The sequence below is a fragment of the Bacillus sp. SIMBA_026 genome, from assembly GCF_046535335.1.
Taxonomy (GTDB): Bacteria; Bacillota; Bacilli; order Bacillales; family Bacillaceae; genus Bacillus; species Bacillus velezensis.
Window position 1 is genome coordinate 105,984 of sequence record NZ_JAWRWX010000003.1, and the last position, 20,643, is coordinate 126,626.

18 protein-coding genes are annotated in these 20,643 nt (G+C 47.7%); 13 read left to right on the forward strand and 5 right to left on the reverse strand.

The window, feature by feature from the left end:
• Positions 1–47: 47 nt before the first annotated feature.
• The 3 genes from SB847_RS16780 to niaP all read left to right on the forward strand — a co-directional run bounded on the left by SB847_RS16780 (position 48) and on the right by niaP (position 4,083).
• On the forward strand, positions 48–1,670 hold the full coding sequence (locus SB847_RS16780) for a YceG family protein (protein WP_410578126.1): 1,623 nt from the start codon (positions 48–50) through the stop codon (positions 1,668–1,670).
• Between the two features lie 6 nt (positions 1,671–1,676).
• A complete protein-coding gene (locus tag SB847_RS16785) occupies positions 1,677–2,765 on the forward strand; it encodes a toxic anion resistance protein (protein WP_410578128.1) in 1,089 nt (362 codons plus the stop codon).
• A gap of 115 nt (positions 2,766–2,880) precedes the next feature.
• Positions 2,881–4,083, forward strand: a complete 1,203-nt coding sequence (gene niaP, locus SB847_RS16790; protein WP_071392163.1) for a niacin permease NiaP — start codon at positions 2,881–2,883, stop codon at positions 4,081–4,083.
• 30 nt (positions 4,084–4,113) lie between these two features.
• Here niaP and SB847_RS16795 read toward each other — a convergent pair whose 3' ends face one another.
• Both SB847_RS16795 and SB847_RS16800 read right to left on the reverse strand, forming a co-directional pair.
• On the reverse strand, positions 4,114–5,277 hold the full coding sequence (locus SB847_RS16795) for an MFS transporter (RefSeq protein WP_410578131.1): 1,164 nt from the start codon (positions 5,275–5,277) through the stop codon (positions 4,114–4,116).
• Positions 5,278–5,345: 68 nt separating this feature from the next.
• Positions 5,346–5,648, reverse strand: coding sequence for an ArsR/SmtB family transcription factor (locus SB847_RS16800; protein WP_410578132.1), 303 nt, complete (start codon positions 5,646–5,648; stop codon positions 5,346–5,348).
• Between the two features lie 286 nt (positions 5,649–5,934).
• Here SB847_RS16800 and opuAA point away from each other — a divergent pair, with 286 nt between their 5' ends.
• The 3 genes from opuAA to SB847_RS16815 are packed head-to-tail and all read left to right on the forward strand — an operon-like array spanning position 5,935 to position 8,921.
• Positions 5,935–7,191 (forward strand): glycine/proline betaine ABC transporter ATP-binding protein OpuAA, encoded by a 1,257-nt coding sequence (gene opuAA, locus SB847_RS16805; RefSeq protein ID WP_410578134.1) that lies wholly within the window; start codon positions 5,935–5,937, stop codon positions 7,189–7,191.
• Entirely contained in the window at positions 7,192–8,040 is an 849-nt protein-coding gene (gene opuAB / locus SB847_RS16810; RefSeq protein ID WP_003156639.1) for a glycine/proline betaine ABC transporter permease subunit OpuAB, read from the forward strand.
• A complete protein-coding gene (locus SB847_RS16815) occupies positions 8,040–8,921 on the forward strand; it encodes a glycine betaine ABC transporter substrate-binding protein (RefSeq protein ID WP_007409051.1) in 882 nt (293 codons plus the stop codon). The genes opuAB and SB847_RS16815 overlap by 1 nt, the downstream gene beginning before the upstream one ends.
• 35 nt (positions 8,922–8,956) lie before the next feature.
• Here the strand turns inward: SB847_RS16815 and SB847_RS16820 are convergent, their stop codons facing one another.
• Positions 8,957–10,078, reverse strand: coding sequence for a M20 peptidase aminoacylase family protein (locus SB847_RS16820; RefSeq protein WP_410578136.1), 1,122 nt, complete (start codon positions 10,076–10,078; stop codon positions 8,957–8,959).
• Between the two features lie 135 nt (positions 10,079–10,213).
• Between SB847_RS16820 and SB847_RS16825 the strand changes: the two genes are divergently transcribed.
• From SB847_RS16825 to SB847_RS16840, 4 genes are all read left to right on the forward strand, one after another.
• Positions 10,214–11,647, forward strand: coding sequence for a YfcC family protein (locus tag SB847_RS16825; protein WP_410578138.1), 1,434 nt, complete (start codon positions 10,214–10,216; stop codon positions 11,645–11,647).
• Positions 11,648–11,738: 91 nt separating this feature from the next.
• Positions 11,739–12,227: a DUF6773 family protein gene (locus tag SB847_RS16830; protein WP_130571641.1), complete on the forward strand. Its 489-nt coding sequence runs from the start codon at positions 11,739–11,741 to the stop codon at positions 12,225–12,227.
• A 229-nt stretch (positions 12,228–12,456) separates the two neighbouring features.
• The gene (gene amyE, locus SB847_RS16835; protein WP_410578140.1) at positions 12,457–14,436 is read left to right on the forward strand and encodes an alpha-amylase; all 1,980 of its coding nucleotides are present in this window, start codon (positions 12,457–12,459) and stop codon (positions 14,434–14,436) included.
• A gap of 248 nt (positions 14,437–14,684) precedes the next feature.
• A complete protein-coding gene (locus tag SB847_RS16840; RefSeq protein ID WP_014416851.1) occupies positions 14,685–15,638 on the forward strand; it encodes an L-lactate dehydrogenase in 954 nt (317 codons plus the stop codon).
• A 41-nt stretch (positions 15,639–15,679) separates the two neighbouring features.
• Here the strand turns inward: SB847_RS16840 and SB847_RS16845 are convergent, their stop codons facing one another.
• Complete coding sequence (locus SB847_RS16845) at positions 15,680–17,212, reverse strand: MDR family MFS transporter (protein ID WP_410578143.1); 1,533 nt, start codon at positions 17,210–17,212, stop codon at positions 15,680–15,682.
• Between the two features lie 113 nt (positions 17,213–17,325).
• Between SB847_RS16845 and SB847_RS16850 the strand changes: the two genes are divergently transcribed.
• The 3 genes from SB847_RS16850 to SB847_RS16860 all read left to right on the forward strand — a co-directional run bounded on the left by SB847_RS16850 (position 17,326) and on the right by SB847_RS16860 (position 19,309).
• Complete coding sequence (locus SB847_RS16850) at positions 17,326–17,787, forward strand: MarR family transcriptional regulator (protein WP_003156626.1); 462 nt, start codon at positions 17,326–17,328, stop codon at positions 17,785–17,787.
• 63 nt (positions 17,788–17,850) lie between these two features.
• On the forward strand, positions 17,851–18,480 hold the full coding sequence (locus tag SB847_RS16855) for a LysE family translocator (protein ID WP_410578145.1): 630 nt from the start codon (positions 17,851–17,853) through the stop codon (positions 18,478–18,480).
• Between the two features lie 67 nt (positions 18,481–18,547).
• Positions 18,548–19,309 (forward strand): YqcI/YcgG family protein, encoded by a 762-nt coding sequence (locus SB847_RS16860; protein ID WP_410578147.1) that lies wholly within the window; start codon positions 18,548–18,550, stop codon positions 19,307–19,309.
• A 1-nt stretch (position 19,310) separates the two neighbouring features.
• Here the strand turns inward: SB847_RS16860 and SB847_RS16865 are convergent, their stop codons facing one another.
• Entirely contained in the window at positions 19,311–20,639 is a 1,329-nt protein-coding gene (locus SB847_RS16865; RefSeq protein WP_044802731.1) for an amino acid permease, read from the reverse strand.
• Between the last annotated feature and the right edge of the window lie 4 nt (positions 20,640–20,643).

Genomic DNA, 20,643 nt, shown 5'->3' on the forward strand with positions numbered 1-20,643 from the left:
TCCTTCCTTTTTTGTACCGATAATCATGAAGAGAAAGGAGGAAGATGATGAGGCAGGAAGAATTGGTGATCCGAAAGGCCGAGCCGGAAAACGATGACTGGGAAACGTTTCTGATGCGGCCGCTGCCGGAACGTCCCGGTTACGAGCGGGAAAACGGGCTGACGTTTACCCGGCTTGCCGTCCGGATTTTGGGCACTCCTTATGATGAGACGGAGTATTACAATAAGCTTTTCGAGCTGTCTTCTCATGAAAACATCCATGTGTTAAGCGAAACGCTGGATAAGACCATCGCGCCTGAAACGTTTCAGGCGCTCCAGCACATCCATTCGGTCAATCAAAAAGAGAAAGGGCTTTCGGTTTCCAGATTTGTCGCGTTTCTCGATGGGGGCAGGCTGCTTGCCAAACACGCTGATCCGCTTATGCACCGCCGGCTGAGAACCGCGTTTATGACGCTTTTGGAAACCTTTGCGGACCGGCATGAAAACGGGCTGAATCACCCCGATTTCCGGCGTGTGCTCTTGGATGTGTCAAAGTTTTCGCTGAACCACCTGAATCCATGGCTCGAACAAGCCGATATAGAGCGTGAGATGCCGAAGGTGGTGTGGTATGGAGACGCTGCCAAAAGCCAGCTCTATTTTCTCTATTATCTCATGCTAATCGGCTGTGACGTCCTATTGTTTCATCCGGCTGCGGAAGATCCGTTCAGCTTGATTGATCCGGATGAGGAACTCAGCTTTGTGATAAAGCTCCCCGCAACAGGCGGCCTTGAGCCATTCCCGAAAGAAAAGCCGGACAGAACGTCCACGACGGCCTACCGGTCAACGAAAGAAATTGAGCATGTGCTGAACCATGAGGAATCTATGATGTATAAGCCTTGGCAGTTCAGGGATCATACCCCGCAGTCCGTGACATTAAAAACGACGTATGATGAGTTATTTCTCATTGCGAAGGAGCGGGCGTTTATCCGGCCGCAATTTAAAGCGGACAGGGAGCGGGTGGCCGTTCCGAACCTTTTTGCGAAAGTGATGGGGGTTTCCAAAGATACGAAAGAATATTGGAACAGACTCCATACCGCCGCGGACTATCAGGAGACACACATGATCCGCAGTTTTCCGTTTACGGAAGAGCTGAAAGCCAACTACCAGTATCACTACACTCAGGTTTTGAACGAAGAAGGAGCGATTGACGCGGACAGGCTGAAAAGAAGCAACATCTGGCAGTACAAGCATCTGCCTTCAGGTGTGCAGAACGCCATCGCCAATGTGATTTCTGACATGTGCAGAAACCCAGGGCTGAAGGCTTTGCCCGGGGAGCAGGCAAGGGATGCCGCAATCTATTTGTTCCGCCAGGCGATGAACCTGCCCGCTTCGCTGCTGCAATTGATTCAGACGTTTGATTACGCCCAAACCGTTCCGAAACTCGTTTTATATCATACGGAACAAAATGGCGAACTCACACGTTCTGACGCCGCCGCTCTGTTGTTTTTAAATAAATTCGGCGTCGATATCATCTTGTATAATCCGCCGGGGCATCAAGATATTGAGCATTATATTGAAGAAAGCCAATTTGATGTCCATTGGCTGGAGGACATGGTGTTTCGGCAGGAATATAAGGAGCCGTCACTCGTAAGAAAGCTGTTTAGAACCATTACGCAAAAGCAGGGAGAGTAAATAAACATGACAGAAAATCAAAATCCGCTTGTTCTTGATAAAAATGAAGAGATTTCTGAACAAAAAGCAGATGACATCAGGGTGCAGCTGCGCCAAGACCCTGAAGTGCAGCGCATTTCGCAGCAGATTGACGTGAAAAACCAAATGGAGCTGCTGGAGTACGGAAAAGAACCGGCAGTTGAAATCTCGAAGTTCTCCGACCGCATCTTAAATATGATGAAAACAACAAGTGTCACGGATTCAGGCACAATGCTGACGCAGCTCGGAAAAATTATGGACCGTTTTGACAAAAATGATTTCGATGAACCAAAAGGATTTCTCGCTAAAATGTTCAAACGCGGCAACAGCATGATTGAAAAGATTTTTCAAAAGTACCGCACCCTGGGCGGAGAAATTGAAAAAATCCACGTCGAAATTTCAAAATACAAAGATGAAATGGCAAAGACAAACCATATGCTAGAAGAGATGTATGAAAACAACATTAACTACTACATGGAGCTTGAAAAGTATGTCGTTGCCGGGCAGATGAAGCTTGAGGAAATGCAGGCGCTCATTCCTTCTTATGAAGAAAAAGCGGCCGGCGGAAACCAGCTTGCGCAAATGCAGCTTGATACGCTTCGTGACGGGCTTCAGGCGCTTGAGGAACGTGTCTATGATTTAGATATGGCGCGGATGGTGGCGCTGCAAACGGCGCCGCAGATCCGCCTCCTTCAGCGCGGGAATACGAAGCTCATCGGGAAAATCAATTCCGCTTTCGTTATTACGATTCCGATTTTTAAAAACGGCATCATTCAGGCTGTCACAGTCAAACGGCAAAAGCTTGTGGCTGATTCAATGAGCGAGCTGGACCGCCGCACGAATGAAATGCTGAAGCGCAACGCTGAAAACATCTCAAACCAAAGCGTGGAGATTGCCCGTATGGCAGGCCGTCCGAGCATTGACATTGAGACGATTGAAACGTCTTGGAATACGATTGTCAGCGGTATGCAGGAAACGAAACAGATCGAGGAAGAGAACAGACGTATCAGAGAAGACGGCGCGAAACGGATTCAACAGCTTCAGGATAATATTAAAAACGCAGTCTTAAAGAATTAACACACATCCCGCTTGCTTACGGCAAGCGGGATTTTTTTGCGAAAAAAGATAATGACAATGTGTAAAGACAGGTGTAAACTTATACGGTAATCATTTTCGATTTGAGGTGCTGCTTATGAACAAACAACCTGCCGTCACTCCGCGAAAACTTCTGGCGATTGCCGGAATGGGCTGGCTGTTTGATGCGATGGATGTCGGAATTTTATCGTTTATTATCGCCGCGCTTCACACTGATTGGAATTTAACGCCCGATCAAATGAAATGGATCGGAAGCGTCAATTCCATCGGTATGGCAGCGGGTGCGTTTTTGTTTGGTTTACTGGCTGATCGAATCGGCCGCAAAAAAGTGTTTATCATTACCCTTTTGTGCTTTTCCATCGGAAGCGGCATTTCCGCTTTTGTAACGAGCTTATCAGCATTTCTCATTCTTCGTTTTGTCATCGGGATGGGGCTTGGCGGAGAGCTCCCAGTTGCTTCAACACTTGTATCGGAAGCGGTTGTGCCTGAGAAGCGCGGCAGAGTGATTGTGCTTCTGGAAAGCTTTTGGGCCGCGGGGTGGCTCGCAGCGGCACTGATTTCTTACTTTGTGATCCCAAGCTTCGGCTGGCAGGCTGCCCTGCTGTTAACCGCGCTGACTGCTTTTTATGCGCTGTACTTGCGGACGGGTCTGCCTGATTCGCCGAAATATGAGTCGCTTTCTGCCAAAAAGAAATCGGTGTGGGAGAATGTAAAAAGCGTCTGGGCAAGACAGTATATAAGGCCGACTGTGATGCTGTCGATCGTGTGGTTTTGCGTGGTGTTTTCTTATTACGGCATGTTCCTATGGCTGCCGAGTGTCATGCTGATGAAAGGCTTCAGCATGATTCAAAGCTTTGAATATGTCCTGCTGATGACGCTTGCTCAGCTTCCGGGCTATTTTTCCGCTGCATGGCTGATCGAAAAAGCGGGCCGGAAGCGGATACTCGTCATTTACTTGATCGGTACGGCAGGAAGCGCCTATTTCTTCGGAACAGCTGATTCCTTAGGCCTTCTGCTTACGGCTGGCATGCTGTTATCGTTTTTCAACCTTGGTGCGTGGGGCGTGCTGTATGCCTATACACCGGAGCAATACCCGACAGCGATTCGCGCAACAGGTTCAGGAACGACAGCGGCGTTTGGAAGAATCGGCGGCATCTTCGGCCCGCTGCTCGTCGGAACGCTCGCAGCCCGCCATATTTCGTTTTCGGTCATCTTTTCAATCTTTTGCATTGCCATCTTACTCGCGGTTGCTTGTATTTTGATTATGGGGAAAGAAACAAAACAAACTGAGCTTGAATAAGGAAAGCACCTCGCGATTGAGGTGCTTTTTTTACATGTGTGCCCGGGCTGCGGATTGGCGATTCCCGGTTGTCTGGTAGAGCGTCATAGACAGGATGAATAGAATGGCTGTAAATCCTGTGACGGCTCCGAAATGGTGTGCGCTTTGATATAAAAAACCTGCAGCACATGTGCCGACAGTGGTACCTGCATACATAGCGGCATTGGAAAGGGAAGCGATAGTTCCTCGCGCATTCGGTGAAATGGCTTGAAAGACACCCATCATTAACGGAAAGATGATGCCAGCTGTAAAGAACGTGAGAAAAAAGCTTGTTTCTACAAAAAATAAGTTAGGCAAGAAAGGAAGAGCGAAATAGAAAGCGCCCATCAGCAGCATGCCGCCGATCAATGTTTTAAACATGCCCAGCTTTTCTGAAATCCGGCTGCCGATCAGGCTTCCGAGCATATTTCCCAGTCCGAGTACAAGCATAGCGGCGCCAATTTGCGACACGGTTAAATGATAATCCGCAGAAAGCCAAGTGCCGAGAAAGCTGAACGACGCGAAATTTCCGGTTTGAAAGAGGAAATAGGCAAGCAAAATAACCACTGTCTTCGGCAGCGAAAACAGCTCCCGATATGGAGCGGCAATTGACGTGCGCGCTGTTTGTTCAGAAGGTCGAATATCAGGCATAACAGCTGCCAGGATCAATAGAAGAATAAGCGAGCACGCTGACAAAAAGAAAAAGGGAGTATGCCATGTAAAGGAAGCGAAAAACCCTCCGATCGGCAGTCCGAGCATTTGTGAAGCGGCCAATCCCGCTGTCGCAATCCCCATGCTTTTCATGACCTGAGAAGGCTGGACGAGGATAGGGATGGACGCCCAAATTTGAGGCGTCACAAACGCAGCGCTAACGCCTGCGGCAAAACGGAACAGGCACATGGCGGCAAAAGAGGGTGCGATGCCGCATAAAAACGTGGATACAATAAAGCCTGCAAGTCCCCACAGCATGACTGTTTTCCTGTTAAGCCTGTCTGAGATCGGACCCGCAATGAAAGCGAATAGCGCATAACCGAGTGCATAAGCACTGACCATCCAGCCTGACAAATCGGTAGAGACATGAAACTGATTCTGTAAAAGCGGGAGAAGCGGAGAAAGTAAAAAAGTATCCGTGCCAATGACAAACATCACACTGAAGAAAAGCCAAATACGATTCAAATGTTATCACTCCTATAGTTTTATAATTTTGAAACTATGAAACAGATATGTATAGAGAAAACCCTTTGTTAAAGGGTTTCCAAAAAGCCGGGCAGGTATGTTTGAAATGTCTCTTCCCGCAGGCGGACGTATTTTGTCCGTGAATTTTTCCGGGTTGCCGTTAATCCCGCTTCCCGCAGCGTTTTAAAATGATAGGATGCTGTGGTTTTGACAATATCGCATTTTTCACCTACTTCACCGCAGCTGAGTTCTTTTCCGCTGTAATAAAGCGTACGAATAATGGCAAGCCTCGATTCATCAGACAGTGCTTTAAAGATTTGGGCTCTGATTTGATCATCTGATTGTTTCATAGTCATGAAACTATAATACATAATGGGAGGTGGGAAAGCAACTTATTTTTCCAGTAAAGGAGAACAATTATAGAAAAGAGAGGAATTAAGTTCCGTTAAAAGCGCTTTCAACTATAGGTGAGCGGAATATCACCTGTAAAATACAATCATAAAGGAGTATAACAGAGTATTTAGAAGCATAAATAAGGTCAAACGGCCACAGGGGATGTTTATAAAGAAATGGTACAGAATAAAAGGAAATATGCTGTTTGTGGGGATGTTACATAAATGTTACGTTAATAAAGATTGCTTAATATGGAGGGAAAATATGAGTGTAGATGAGAAACCAATTAAGATAAAAGTCGAGAAAGTCTCTAAAATTTTTGGGAAACATACAAAGAAAGCAGTTCAGATGCTTGCCGACGGAAAGACAAAAAAAGAGATCCTGAAAGCCACTGGATCAACCGTTGGGGTAAATCAAGCTGATTTTGATGTATATGATGGTGAGATATTTGTCATCATGGGTCTATCGGGGAGCGGTAAATCAACTTTAGTTCGGCTGTTAAACCGGCTTATTGAACCGACTGCCGGGAATATTTATATTGATGGTGACATGATAACAAATATGTCAAAAGACCAGCTCCGGGAAGTGCGCCGGAAAAAAATCAGCATGGTCTTTCAAAAATTTGCGCTGTTTCCGCACAGAACGATTCTTGAAAATACGGAATACGGTTTGGAGCTCCAAGGCGTCGACAAAAAAGAGCGTGAGCAAAAAGCGCTTGATTCGCTTAAACTTGTCGGTCTTGAAGGCTTTGAACACCAATTCCCTGATCAGCTCAGCGGAGGAATGCAGCAGCGTGTCGGACTTGCCCGCGCATTGACGAATGATCCTGACATTCTTCTGATGGATGAAGCTTTCAGTGCGCTTGATCCGCTGATCCGCAAAGACATGCAGGATGAGCTTTTAGACCTTCATGACTCTGTCGGCAAGACGATCATCTTCATCACACATGATCTTGATGAAGCATTGCGCATCGGCGACAGAATCGTGCTGATGAAAGACGGTAACATCGTTCAGATCGGGACGCCTGAAGAAATTCTGATGAGCCCGTCCAATGAATACGTTGAGAAATTCGTTGAGGACGTTGATTTATCCAAAGTTCTGACAGCGGGTCACATCATGAAGCGCGCTGAAACCGTGCGGATTGACAAAGGGCCTCGTGTAGCGCTGCAGCTCATGAAGAATCTCGGTATTTCTTCTATTTACGCCGTTGATAAACAGAAACAGCTTCTCGGCGTCATTCACGCGGCGGATGCGAAAAAAGCGGTGGAATCCGACTTATCGCTTCAGGATATTCTAAATACTGAATTTACGACTGTAAACGAAAGCACGTACTTGACGGAAATTTTCGATGTCGTGTCTGATGCGAATATTCCGATCGCCGTCACGGACGATAAGGACCGCATGAAAGGCATTGTCGTAAAAGGCGCATTAATCGGCGCGCTTTCAGGAAATAACGATTATATAAATGTTGAAGATTCTGCTGAACAAGCTCAGGATTCTTCTGTTCAGGGGGTGAAGTAAATGGACAGATTGCCTAGAATTCCGTTAGCAGATATCGTTGACCGGTTTGTTGACTGGCTTACCATGACGTTCGGAGGTTTCTTTGACGGAATCTCAAACGGTTTGGCCGCTTTCGTAAACGCGATTGTGAGCGGTTTGGGTTTCATCCCGTCTATTTTATTGACTGTTATTTTTGCAGCTCTCGCTTGGTGGATCAGTACGAGAGGAATTGCACTCTTTACGTTAATCGGATTCCTTGTTATTGATTATTTGGGTTATTGGTCGCCGATGCTGCAAACGTTGGCGCTTGTCGTCACATCTGTTTTGATTTCCATTATTATCGGGGTTCCGATCGGCATATGGGCGTCTCAGAAAGAAACGGTCCGCCGCATTGTCACACCGATTCTGGATTTAATGCAGACCATGCCGGCTTTCGTATATCTGCTGCCTGCAATTTTCTTCTTTAATATCGGGGTTGTGCCAGGCGTCGTGGCATCTGTTATTTTCGCGATGCCTCCGACGATCCGCATGACGGTTCTCGGTATTAAACAGGTTCCGGCTGATCTGATTGAAGCGACGGAAGCATTCGGTTCAACGACGTCTCAGCGTCTGTTCAAGGTCCAGCTTCCGCTTGCCACAAAAACAATTCTTGCCGGTATTAACCAAAGCATCATGCTTGCTTTGTCAATGGTCGTTATCGCGGCCATGGTCGGTGCGCCGGGTCTCGGTTCTGAAGTATACAGCGCCGTGACACAGTTGAAAACCGGTGTCGGAGTGGAAGCGGGTATCGCGATCGTTATCGTAGCGATTACACTCGACCGTATCACGCAAAACATTAAAGTGAAGAAGAAGAGCAGGGGGAATGCCTGATGCTTAAGAAAATCATCGGTGTCGGCGTTACCGCTGCGCTGGCTCTTTCTTTGGCTGCCTGCGGTTCGCAGACTGATGGTAAGGCAACGGCTGCGGACCAGGTGAACAAAACCATTATCGGTATTGATCCGGGATCGGGGATCATGGCCCTGACGGATGAGGCCGTGAAGGATTACGGATTGAAAGACTGGAATGTCGTCACGGCGTCAAGTGCTGCCATGACGGCGACATTGAAGAAATCATATGACCGGAAAAAGCCGATCATCGTAACGGGCTGGACGCCGCACTGGATGTTCTCCAGATACAAGCTGAAGTTCCTTGATGATCCGAAAAAAACGTATGGAACTGCCGAGCAGATTCATACGATTACTAGAACCGGCTTCAGTAAGGAACAGCCTAACGCGGCCAAAGTTCTCAGCCAGTTCAAATGGACGCAGGACGATATGGGAGAAGTCATGATTGCCGTTGAGGAAGGCGAAAAGCCGGCCAAAGCCGCAGCTGAATATGTGAAAAAACACAAAGATCAAGTGGCTCAATGGACAAAAGGAGCCCATAAAGTTAAAGGGGATAAAATCAACCTGGCTTATGTGGCATGGGACAGTGAAATCGCAAGTACGAATGTAATCGGAAAAGTATTTCAAGACCTCGGCTATGACGTGAAGCTGACGCAAGTGGAGGCAGGACCGATGTGGACTGCGATTGCGACAGGCAGCGCGGATGCGTCATTGTCTGCTTGGCTTCCGAATACCCATAAGGCATATGCGTCTAAATATAAAGGCAAATATGAAGATGTAGGAACGAGTCTGACAGGCGTCAAGATGGGTCTGGTCGTTCCTCAGTACATGAAAAACGTCAATTCAATTGAAGATTTGAAGAAGTAATAAGGAAAAGCAGCCCTGTAACGGGCTGCTTTTTTTTATGCTTCAAACGATTTGAGGACGGCGGCCGTTAATATCTCAACGCCAGTAAAGATGGCGCTTCGGTCAAATGTCATTTGGGGATGGTGAAGTCCCGGCTCCAGACCGCATCCTAGGCCGAGCATCGTCGTTTTTAAGTTCGGCACCTTTACCCCGTAAAAATGAAAATCCTCTCCACCGGTTGTCACAAGAGGTTCATCCAGATGTTCTTCTCCGAGAATGCTGCTGATCGCAGATGCCATGATGGCTTCCGCCTCCTTGTTTCGCTCGGCTGCCGGGAGGCTGTGTTCTTTTTGCAGTTCGATTTTTGCGCCGAATGCGGCAGCCGCCGCTTCACAGGCTCTTTCGGTTTCGGCGGTTAATTTCTCCATGGCGGCATTGGTTTGTGCGCGGAGATCAAGGCTGAACGATGCTTTTCCCGGAATGATATTGGAACTCTCTCCGCCGGCCTGAAGCTTTGTCATCTTCACGGAATGCGGGATGCCGGGATCAAGATGAATGAAGCTGAGTTTTTGGACGAGAAGAGCGGCGATTTCGATACTGTTAAGGCCGAGATGCGGTCTCGCGCCGTGGGCTTCTTCTCCGATAATCAGACCTTCTATATGCTGGCTTGAGCCATGCAGAATGGACGGTGCGCATCGGCCGTTTGCCGTTTCCTGTACGGGGCGCACGTGCACGCCGTATAAGAAGTCAACATCATCCAGTACGCCTTTTTCAATCATTTTCAGCGCTCCGCCGCCTTTTTCTTCAGCCGGCTGAAAAATAAAGCGGATGGTGCCCTTCGGAAGTTTCGGCTGACTCTTTAAAAGCATCATCGTGCCGAGCGCCATCGTCATATGTGAATCATGTCCGCATGAATGGTTCGCCTGAAAGACACCATCCACTTCCTGCCACAGCGCGTCAATATCCGCCCGGACAGCCACAACGGGCGAGCCTTCTCCGATTTCGCCGACAACACCGGTACAATCATCAAACGTGCGGGTCCGGCAGCCGGCCTCTTTCAGTTTTTCAGTCAGATATTCAGTTGTTTGATATTCTTTCCAGCTTACTTCGGGATTGGCGTGCAGGTGGTCAAAAATATCCATAATGACTTGCTTTTCATGCGCTGTGAGTCTGTTCATGCCGTAAGTCCTCCTTCAAAAGCTGTCTGTTTTTTATTTTTGATATTGAAAACAGGCAATCGGTCTGTATATAATATAGCACATATCTGTATTTTCTGAATAGTTTATAAATTTTTAAAGCGGGATGGTGATGGTATGGCTGTGCCGAAGGCCGAACCTGTATTGAAAAAGAAGAAATTGTTTGTGATGCCTGATGCTTATGTGCTGCTGTTCATTGTCGCTTTACTATGCGCGATAGCGTCGTACCTCGTTCCCGCGGGAGAATTTGACAGGGTGACAAAGGGCAGTGTGACGTCCGCCGTCCCGGGAAGCTATCATTCTTTAGACCAGTCTCCTGTCAGCCCGATCGCTTTTTTTACCGCGATTCAGGAAGGGATGACAAGTTCCGCGCCGATCATTTTTTTAATCCTGTTTACGGGCGGCACCATTGCGATTTTGGAGAAAACGGGCGCCATCAATGGATTGATCAGTAATGTCATCAGTACGTTCCGCACAAAACAGCTGCTGTTTATTGCGATTGTCGGATCTCTGTTTTCGATCCTCGGCACAACCGGCATCGTCGTTAATTCCGTGATCGGTTTTATTCCGATCGGCCTGATCGTCGCCCGCTCGCTGAAATGGGACGCCGTGGCCGGAGCGGCCGTCATTTATATCGGCTGCTATGCCGGGTTTAACGCGACGATTTTATCACCTTCACCGCTCGGGTTATCACAAAGCATCGCGGAGCTGCCGCTGTTTTCCGGTATCGGACTGCGGATTGCCGTCTACATTTGTTTTCTGTTATCATCTATTTTATATATTTATCGGTATACGAGAAAACTCAGAAAAGCAAAGGACGCCAGTCTGCTGGGGAACGATTGGTTTCCGGCGGCAGGTTCACTCCCGCAGGTTTCTGAGCCGGAGGACAAGCATGTCCCGTTTACCGTCCGCCATAAATTGATTCTGGCTGTCGCGGCTTTGTCGCTTGCAGGCTTTTTATACGGCGCGCTTACTCTTGGCTGGTCTGATTCAGAGATGGCCGCCGTGTTCATTTTTATCTCAATCGTGTCCGGCCTGATTGCGGGAATGGCGGCAGATGATATCGCAAAAACGTTTATTACAGGCTGTCAGGGCCTCGTTTACGGCGCGCTGATCGTCGGAATGGCGAGAAGCATTTCCGTTATCCTGGAACATGGAAAGCTGCTTGATACGGTAGTCAATGGACTTGCGTCACTGCTGCACGGTTTCAGCCCGATGGCAGGGGCAATCGGAATGTATATTTCCAGCGCCCTGCTTCATTTTCTGATTTCATCGGGCTCAGGGGAGGCGGTCGTATTTATTCCGATCTTGGCGCCGCTTGCCGATCTGATGGGTATCACGAGACAGGTCGCGGTTGAAGCGGTTATGCTTGGGGAAGGCGTCGTAAACTGTGTCAATCCGACTTCCGGCGTGCTGATGGCCGTACTGGCTGCCAGCGGCATTCCGTACGTAAAGTGGCTTCGCTTCATGATTCCGCTGGCGCTGATTTGGTTTGTCATCGGCCTTGTGTTTATTTGCATAGGCGTCCTGATCAATTGGGGCCCTTATTAACATTTTTGTCAATGATATTTCGGTTTATCATTATGAATCGGCAAGATATAATGGGAGTTGTAAGCCATTCTTAATAGTACGGGAGGAAGTCATGAATCAGCGTCGGAACAGACTTTCAAACGTGAATGGAAAGAGTGAGAGTGTGAAAGAGAAAGAACGAATGATTTGGTCAGAAGTCGGAATGCTTGTGGGCACACTGTCTTTGCTTGACATCATCGTACGCGGACTTGTTCTGAACTGTCCGTTTAGGGAATGGGCCGGAAGCTTGGCGGTTTTCTTCATTATAATTGTTTATTATTGTATCAGGGCGGGAGCGTCGGGAATGCTCATGCCGAGAATAGACACCAAAGAAGAATTGCAAAAGCGGGTGAAGCAGCAGCGGATAGATTCAATTGCGGTCACTTTTGCGGCAGCGGCGATTACGATGTACGACAGGGGGTTTCCCCATACATTCTTTGCTTGGCTGAAAATGATCTTTCTTTTTATCGTCTGCGGAGGCATTCTGTTTCTGCTTCGGTATGTCATTGTGAAGCTGTCTTACAGAAGAGCGATAAAAGAAATAAAAAAGAAATCATCTTGACAGGTGGTTTCTTTTTTTGTTTGAAAGCGGGAAGTCTTTTTAATTGATAGGAATATAGATTTGAATTCACTCTGCCGCGTTGCTTTGATAGAGAGAGTGTGATAAGTTGAAATGTAAGCGTTAACAGAATTCTCCAGTCTTCACAACAGTTGAAAGGAGCTAAAGAAAGAGTAAGAGGAATTTTTGACTCCGCAGTCAGTCTTCAAAAATGAAATAAGGAGTGTCAAAAATGTTTGAAAAACGATTCAAAACCTCTTTACTGCCGTTATTCGCCGGATTTTTATTGCTGTTTCATTTGGTTTTGTCAGGCCCGGCGGCTGCAAACGCTGAAACTGCAAACAAATCGAATGAGATGGCCGTGTCATCGGTCAAAAACGGGACCATCCTTCATGCTTGGAATTGGTCGTTCAATACGTTAACACAAAATATGAAAGAGATTCGTGATGCGGGCTATGCAGCCATTCAGACGTCTCCGATTAACCAAGTAAAGGAAGGGAACCAAGGAGATAAAAGCATGAGGAACTGGTACTGGCTGTATCAGCCGACATCGTACCAAATCGGCAACCGTTACTTAGGCACTGAACAAGAATTTAAGGACATGTGTGCAGCCGCGGAAAAATACGGCGTAAAAGTCATTGTTGATGCGGTTATCAATCATACCACCAGCGATTATGCCGCGATTTCTGACGAGATTAAGCGTATTCCAAACTGGACCCACGGAAACACACAAATTAAAAATTGGTCGGATCGATGGGACGTCACTCAAAATTCATTGCTTGGGCTGTATGATTGGAATACACAGAACACTGAGGTGCAAGCCTACCTGAAAGGTTTCTTGGAAAGAGCATTGAATGACGGAGCAGACGGGTTCCGCTATGATGCCGCCAAGCATATAGAGCTTCCGGATGATGGGAATTACGGCAGCCAATTTTGGCCGAATATCACAAATACATCGGCGGAGTTCCAATACGGAGAAATCCTGCAAGACAGCGCATCCAGAGATACTGCTTATGCGAATTATATGAATGTGACGGCTTCTAACTACGGGCATTCCATCAGATCCGCTTTAAAGAATCGTAATCTGAGTGTGTCGAATATCTCCCATTATGCATCTGACGTGTCTGCGGACAAGTTAGTCACATGGGTGGAATCACATGATACGTATGCCAATGATGATGAAGAGTCCACATGGATGAGTGATGACGATATTCGTTTAGGCTGGGCAGTGATTGGTTCCCGCTCAGGAAGCACGCCTCTTTTCTTTTCCCGGCCTGAGGGCGGAGGAAATGGTGTGAGATTTCCCGGAAAAAGTCAAATAGGAGATCGCGGGAGCGCCTTATTTAAAGATCAGGCGATCACTGCGGTCAATCAATTTCACAATGAAATGGCCGGGCAGCCCGAGGAACTCTCGAATCCGAATGGGAACAATCAAATATTTATGAATCAGCGCGGCTCAAAAGGCGTTGTGCTGGCAAATGCAGGATCGTCTTCTGTCACCATCAATACTTCAACGAAATTACCTGACGGCAGGTATGATAATAGGGCCGGCGCCGGTTCATTTCAAGTAGCGAACGGCAAACTGACAGGTACGATCAATGCCAGATCCGCGGCTGTTCTTTATCCTGACGACATTGGAAATGCGCCTCATGTCTTCCTTGAGAATTACCAAACGGGGGCAGTCCATTCTTTCAATGATCAGCTGACGGTCACCCTGCGTGCAAATGCGAAAACAACAAAAGCCGTTTACCAAATCAATAATGAGCAGCAGACAGCATTTAAGGATGGAGACCGATTAACGATCGGGAAAGAAGATCCAATCGGCACGACATACAACATTAAATTAACCGGAACGAACGGCGAGGGTGCAGCGAGAACCCAAGAATACACGTTTGTCAAAAAAGACCCGGCCCAAACCAACATCATTGGCTATCAAAATCCGGATCATTGGGGCCAGGTAAATGCTTATATCTATAAACATGATGGAGGCAGGGCGATAGAATTAACCGGATCGTGGCCGGGGAAAGCCATGACCAAGAATGCAGATGGAATGTACACGCTGACGCTGCCTGAGAATGCGGATACGGCCAACGCCAAAGTGATTTTTAACAATGGCAGCGCCCAAGTGCCCGGCCAGAACCAGCCCGGCTTTGATTATGTGCAGAATGGTTTGTATAACAACTCCGGTTTAAACGGTTATCTTCCGCATTAATGAATAGAGACATCATCACATCAAACCCTTGCTTCTGTTAGGAAATCAATCACGCTGAAAAGATGACAACATCCTAAAACGGTTCCGTTTTAGGATGTTGTCAACAATCTGGAAACCATCATCGATATTTTTTTGTCCAAAAATCAAACTTTTCTCTTGCAAAAGTTTGTGAAGTATTGCACAATATAAATGTGAAATACTTCACAATATAAAAACAGTCACCACGAAACACTGGAGGATGAGCATACATGATGAACGAACGAGTGAACAAAGTAGCATTAATCGGAGCAGGTTTTGTTGGAAGCAGTTATGCATTTGCGTTAATTAACCAAGGGATCACAGATGAGCTTGTGATCATTGATGTAAATAGAGAAAAAGCCATGGGAGATGTCATGGATTTAAATCACGGAAAGGCATTTGCGCCTCATCCGGTCAAAACGTCTTACGGCACATATGAGGATTGCAAGGATGCCGATATCGTGTGCATCTGTGCAGGGGCCAATCAAAAACCGGGCGAAACGAGACTTGAGCTGGTCGAAAAAAATCTCGCCATTTTTAAAAGTATTGTCGGTGAAGTAATGGCAAGCGGATTTGACGGCATCTTCCTCGTTGCCACAAACCCGGTCGACATTCTCACTTATGCGACTTGGACATTCAGCGGCTTGCCGAAAGAACGCGTCATCGGCAGCGGCACGACACTGGATTCTGCGCGATTCCGTTATATGCTGAGCGAATACTTCGGAGCCGCTCCGCAAAACGTACACGCCCACATTATCGGCGAGCACGGCGATACCGAGCTTCCTGTATGGAGTCACGCCAATATCGGCGGAGTGCCGGTGCAGCAATTGCTGGAGAAAAATGCAGCTTACAAACAGGACGAGCTGGATCAGATCGTTGACGATGTGAAAAACGCGGCCTACCATATTATCGAGAAAAAAGGCGCGACATATTACGGAGTGGCGATGAGCCTCGCCCGCATCACAAAAGCGATTTTGCGTAATGAAAACAGCATTTTAACCGTCAGCACATATCTGGACGGCCAATACGGTGTAAACGACGTCTTTATCGGCGTTCCGGCCGTCGTCAATCGGAACGGCATCGCAGGTGTGACGGAACTTGAGCTGAATGAAACAGAACAGGCTCAATTCAGCCGCAGCGCAAACGTACTGAAAGATATTCTCGCTCCGCATTTCGCAGAGTAAATAAAAAAGCAGTACATGACAAACGCCATGTACTGCTTTTTTTAATTCGCTTTTTTCGCCATTTCCTGAGAGGTTTTTACTCTCGCTTTTCCCATAAACAAAATGGTAACGGCCGCAATGACGATCGGCGCCAGCGCAAGCGTAAATACATATGTGATGCTTTGCGACATGGCGTCAATAATGCGATCCAGAATGTGCGGCGGAATATGAGCGCGCGTGCCGGCCTGGAAAATGTCCTGCGGATTTCCGATGTTCTGCATCGCGCCGCCCGCTCCTTTCATGCCGCTGAATGAATCTGTGAGCTTATTGGTAAACACATTTGTCTGGATGGTTCCGAAAATCGTCACACCGAGCGTCATACCGAATGATCTCAAAAACGAGTTTGTTGAGTTGGCGCTTCCGCGGTAACGCGGCTCCAGATCGTTCATGGACGCAGCCGGCAGCAGTGAGAAGTTGAAGCCGACGCCGAATCCCGAGATCAGCATGAATACCGTCAGCATCGTACGCGCCGTATCCGGTGTCATATTGGAAAGCAGCAGCATTCCGATAAAGAAAGCGACCACGGAAATCAGCATTAAACTGCGGAACCGCACTTTCGTCTGGAAAATTCCGCCGATCATACTTCCGATAACAGAACCGATCATCATCGGCGTCAAAATAAAGCCTGCGCTTGTCGCGGTGCTTCCGTACACAGCCTGAACGAAGATCGGGATAAACACCGCTAGGATGACGAACGTGGCTCCGTAAAGGAACGCCAGAATCTGTGCCGTGGCAAATAAACGGTTTTTAAACATCCAAAATGAGATCATCGGTTCTTCCGCTTTTCTTTCCACAATAAAAAAGGCGATAAAGAACACGGCGAACACCGCGAACAGACCGATGATCTGCACGGAGTTCCAATCATACGTTTTTCCGCCGAGCTCAAGAGCGAACATCAGACCGACAATGGAAACCACCAGCGTAATCGCGCCGGCCCAGTCGATTTTCTGCTTCCTGTGTTCAAGGGATTCTTTATAATAACGAAGAATGAAAAACAATGATAAAATACCGATCGGCACGTTGATGTAAAACACCCAGTGCCAGCTGATGGAGTCGGTAATGAGCGCGCCTAAAAGCGGCCCGAGAACGCTGGACAGGCCGAAAACGGCACCGAACATGCCCGACATTTTTCCGCGTTTTTCGGGCGGAAATAAATCAAAAATGATCGTGAAGGCGATCGGCATCAGCGCGCCTCCGCCGATTCCCTGAATGACGCGGTAAATAATGAGCTGATCCATTGTTTGGGCGATTCCGCATAATGCAGATCCGATTAAGAAAAGAATAAGACCGAATAAAAAGAAACGCTTGCGTCCGTACATATCGGACAGTTTTCCGTAAATCGGCATACCGGCCATAACGGCTACCATGTATGATGCCGTCACCCACGCGAACTTGTCGAAACTTCCGAGGTCCGCCACGATATTTCCCATCGCAGTGGCAACGATTGTATTATCCATAGCCGACATTAAAATGCCCAGTAAAAGACCGATGACGACAAACTTCGTCGAGGCGTCCTTAGCGGCTGTTTGTTCCATGCTTTTTCCTCCCATACTTACTTTTGATCATTAAATTTGCTATGATCATATTAGATTTGCCGAAAATTATCTTGATCGTCAAGATAAATTGATTTTATAGGGAGGCCTGTCAGTTGTCAACAAGAAATACCAGAAGCGAGACGGAGGAAACCGCGATACAGTTATTCCGGAAGATGGCCACAAGGACGATCCTTTTTCATCAGGCGGCCGCTCAATCTCTCGGTCTGTTTCCGACCGATTTAAAATCAGCTGATATCTTAAATGAAGCAGGCCCGATGACCGCAGGCGAGCTGGGGAAAAAAACCGGCCTCAGCACAGGTTCGGTAACGGCGCTCATTGACCGGCTCGAAAAAGCGGGATATGTCATGAGGAAAAAAGACCCCGAAGACAAACGTCGGGTGATCATCGTGCCGCTGACAGCCGGAAAAGCGAATGTGAAGCAATTGTTCAGCTCCTTATCCCAGTCCACGATCAGCCTTTGCCGGCAATATAAAGAAGAAGAACTGCGGCTGATATTCGATTTTTTAGGAAAAGCGACGGACATGATGGAAGACGAACTTGAGAAATTAAAATAATGTATCATAGCACGGCCCATTCATGAATAACTTGTACAAGTTGCATGAATGAGGGGGAAGCCAATGAACATCTTTTTAAGCTACATCGTTCTCGGGCTGTCATTGTCAGCACCTGTCGGCCCGGTCAATGCGGCGCAAATTGACAAAGGCATCAAAAACGGCTTTTGGCATGCGTGGATTTTCGGTCTTGGCGCCATGGCCGCGGACGGGCTGTATATGATTCTGATCTATTTCGGGCTGTCTCAATTTTTGACCGCTCCTTTTGTAAAAACGTTTTTGTGGCTCTTCGGTTTTTTCGTGCTGACCTATACGGGAGTCGAAACGTTAAAAAATATAAGGGAAGCCATGAATGTCAGAAGCGGAAAAGGAAAACCGTCTTTTTACAAAACATTCGGCGCGGGATTTTTTATTTCTCTTTCCAATCCGCTGAGCATTTTATTCTGGCTCGGCATATACGGGAGCATTCTCGCCAAAACCGCTGAATCCTTCGATGCAAATCAGCTTTTGATTTACAGCTCCGGCATTCTTCTCGGCATTTTGATCTGGGATTTCTGCATGGCGGTCGCCGCGAGCACTTTCAGAAATCTCCTTCATGAAAAAGCGCTCCGCTGGCTGACGGGAGCGGCGGGTGTGTCTTTGATCGTTTTCGGGTTTTATTTCGGATGGCAGGGGATTCAAATGCTCATCTCATAAATAGAAGAAGAGTCACCCATCGCCTATCTCCGTCATAACGTATCATGACGATACTGGAGGTGGGCCGATGGCAAGCGGGCTGTACACAAAAAGTTGCCTTGAGGAAAAGTTATTGGATCTGCCAAATTGGCAGAGAATCGCTTTTGAGCTTCTATCAGAAAAAGTAGGCGATAAAGCGGATACGTTTCCGTGCATTCCCGGACGTCAGGGATTTTTGACAGATCAGCTCCGGATATCCTTTGCGGGTGATCCCCGCGAAGAGGGAACCCCGGAGGAAGTGGGGATGCTGCTGTCCGAGTACGGAAAGATCTCAAGGGATACCGGAAGATACGCGTCGCTGCTTGTGATTTTTGATACGCCTGAGGATTTAGCTGAGCATTATTCCATTGAGGGGTATGAAGAGCTGTTCTGGTCTTTTTTAAACCGGCTGAGCGGCTGCGACCCGAATGACTGGCCGGAAGACATGCCGGAAGACCCTGAACATTATAAATGGGAGTTCTGCTTTGACGGCGAGCCGTATTTTATTCTGTGCGCGACGCCTGCGCATGAAGCGAGACAAAGCAGAAGCTTCCCGTTTTTTATGCTGGCGTTTCAGCCGAGATGGGTTTTTGAAGGATTAAATGATTCAACCGCGTTCGGACGAAACATGAGCCGGCTGATCAGAAAACGCTTAGAGGCGTATGATGAAGCCCCTCTTCATCCCCGATTGGGGTGGTACGGATTAAAAGACAATTTAGAATGGAAGCAATATTTCCTCCGTGATGATGAGACGCAAGTGTCAAAGTGTCCCTTTTCTTATTTGAAAAGACTGTTTAAACCGACGAAATAAGCTATGATCCGGCAGGGCTGTGTCCCTGCTTTTTTTGTACGATCCATGTCACGATCGCAATGACGGCGAGAAAACAAAGGCTGACCAGAAAACCGGGCCGGCTCGATTTCTCAAACAGCGTCCCGGAGACGGCCGCGACAATCAGCACAAGGGCGATAAAAATCTGTGCGGTTCCCATTTTTGTCGTTTCGAGCAGTTTCTTGCCCGAGAACAAAATGAACAGCCACGTATAAAGAAGCATCAGACCCGCCGCGGTTGTCATGTGTTCATATATATTTTTCGGCAGCACCAATGACAGGATGATGGAGACGATGAGTCCGGCAAACGTCAATCCGAGCGCAGGCCAGCAGATTTTTTTGTTTTCCTTTAACCTGAAGCATTTCGGCGCATCCCCGTCATCGGCCATTGTACAAAGCAATGTCGTCACGGCAAACAGCGAGGCGACGAGTGTGGAAAATCCCGCAATAATAAAAATGCCGTTAAAAATATCAAGAATGATATCTAAATGAAAACCCTTCAGCGATGTAATAAACGGGCTGTCCTGCTCGGTGAATTTGCCCAGCGGCACTAACAGCAGCGCCAGGCCGAGAGAAATGACGTAAATCACCGCAAGTACAGCAAGCATCAGCCGGCCTGATTTTGAGGCTTCCTCCGGTTTTTTCAAGTGTACGGTCATCAGCCCCAAGACTTCAATTCCTCCGAAGGCGTAAAACGCATAAATCAGCCCCGTCCATAACCCCATCGCTCCGTGCGGGAACAAATCCTTTGATTCGTTCGGCACCTGCACATCCGGTTTGTGAGAAAATATACCGCACAGCGCCAATATGGCGATCACGATAAACATAAAAATCGCCGCCGTCTTGACAACAGCGAGCACATTTTCCGTTTTTTGAAAAACGGACAGCCCCGTAAATATAATCAAAAGACCGAGCACCGCATAGATGGAGGCGAAAATCCACAGCGGCACATTCGGAAACCAATGCTTCGTAAACAGCGAGATCGCTGTCAGCTGGCTTCCCGTAATCAGCATCTCGGACGACCAGTACACCCATCCGTTGCTGAAACCGGCCCAATTGCCGAAAGCCTTTCTCGCATAAGCGCAAAAAGACCCCTTTTCGGGCTGTTTAGCCGAAAGCTTCGCGAGCTGCTCAAAGACAAAATAGGTGCCAAGCCCGGCAATAAGAAATGAGATCAGCGCGGAATATCCGCTTTTGACAATAGCAATGCTGGACCCGAGAAAAAATCCCGTCCCGATTGTGCAGCCGACGCCGATTAAGGAGAGCTGCCACCAAGCGAGATTTCCTTTAGGCTGGTCCTGTGATTTACCCATGAAG

Excerpts from the sequence above, each read along its gene's own strand:
- SB847_RS16780 (WP_410578126.1), top strand. The coding sequence starts at position 48 with ATGAGGCAGGAAGAATTGGTGATCCGAAAGGCCGAGCCGGAAAACGAT.
- SB847_RS16785 (WP_410578128.1), top strand. The coding sequence starts at position 1,677 with ATGACAGAAAATCAAAATCCGCTTGTTCTTGATAAAAATGAAGAGATT.
- niaP (WP_071392163.1), top strand. The coding sequence starts at position 2,881 with ATGAACAAACAACCTGCCGTCACTCCGCGAAAACTTCTGGCGATTGCC.
- SB847_RS16800 (WP_410578132.1), bottom strand. The coding sequence starts at position 5,648 with ATGTATTATAGTTTCATGACTATGAAACAATCAGATGATCAAATCAGA.
- opuAA (WP_410578134.1), top strand. The coding sequence starts at position 5,935 with ATGAGTGTAGATGAGAAACCAATTAAGATAAAAGTCGAGAAAGTCTCT.
- opuAB (WP_003156639.1), top strand. The coding sequence starts at position 7,192 with ATGGACAGATTGCCTAGAATTCCGTTAGCAGATATCGTTGACCGGTTT.
- SB847_RS16815 (WP_007409051.1), top strand. The coding sequence starts at position 8,040 with ATGCTTAAGAAAATCATCGGTGTCGGCGTTACCGCTGCGCTGGCTCTT.
- SB847_RS16820 (WP_410578136.1), bottom strand. The coding sequence starts at position 10,078 with ATGAACAGACTCACAGCGCATGAAAAGCAAGTCATTATGGATATTTTT.
- SB847_RS16825 (WP_410578138.1), top strand. The coding sequence starts at position 10,214 with ATGGCTGTGCCGAAGGCCGAACCTGTATTGAAAAAGAAGAAATTGTTT.
- SB847_RS16830 (WP_130571641.1), top strand. The coding sequence starts at position 11,739 with ATGAATCAGCGTCGGAACAGACTTTCAAACGTGAATGGAAAGAGTGAG.
- amyE (WP_410578140.1), top strand. The coding sequence starts at position 12,457 with ATGTTTGAAAAACGATTCAAAACCTCTTTACTGCCGTTATTCGCCGGA.
- SB847_RS16840 (WP_014416851.1), top strand. The coding sequence starts at position 14,685 with ATGATGAACGAACGAGTGAACAAAGTAGCATTAATCGGAGCAGGTTTT.
- SB847_RS16845 (WP_410578143.1), bottom strand. The coding sequence starts at position 17,212 with ATGGAACAAACAGCCGCTAAGGACGCCTCGACGAAGTTTGTCGTCATC.
- SB847_RS16855 (WP_410578145.1), top strand. The coding sequence starts at position 17,851 with ATGAACATCTTTTTAAGCTACATCGTTCTCGGGCTGTCATTGTCAGCA.
- SB847_RS16860 (WP_410578147.1), top strand. The coding sequence starts at position 18,548 with ATGGCAAGCGGGCTGTACACAAAAAGTTGCCTTGAGGAAAAGTTATTG.
- SB847_RS16865 (WP_044802731.1), bottom strand. The coding sequence starts at position 20,639 with ATGGGTAAATCACAGGACCAGCCTAAAGGAAATCTCGCTTGGTGGCAG.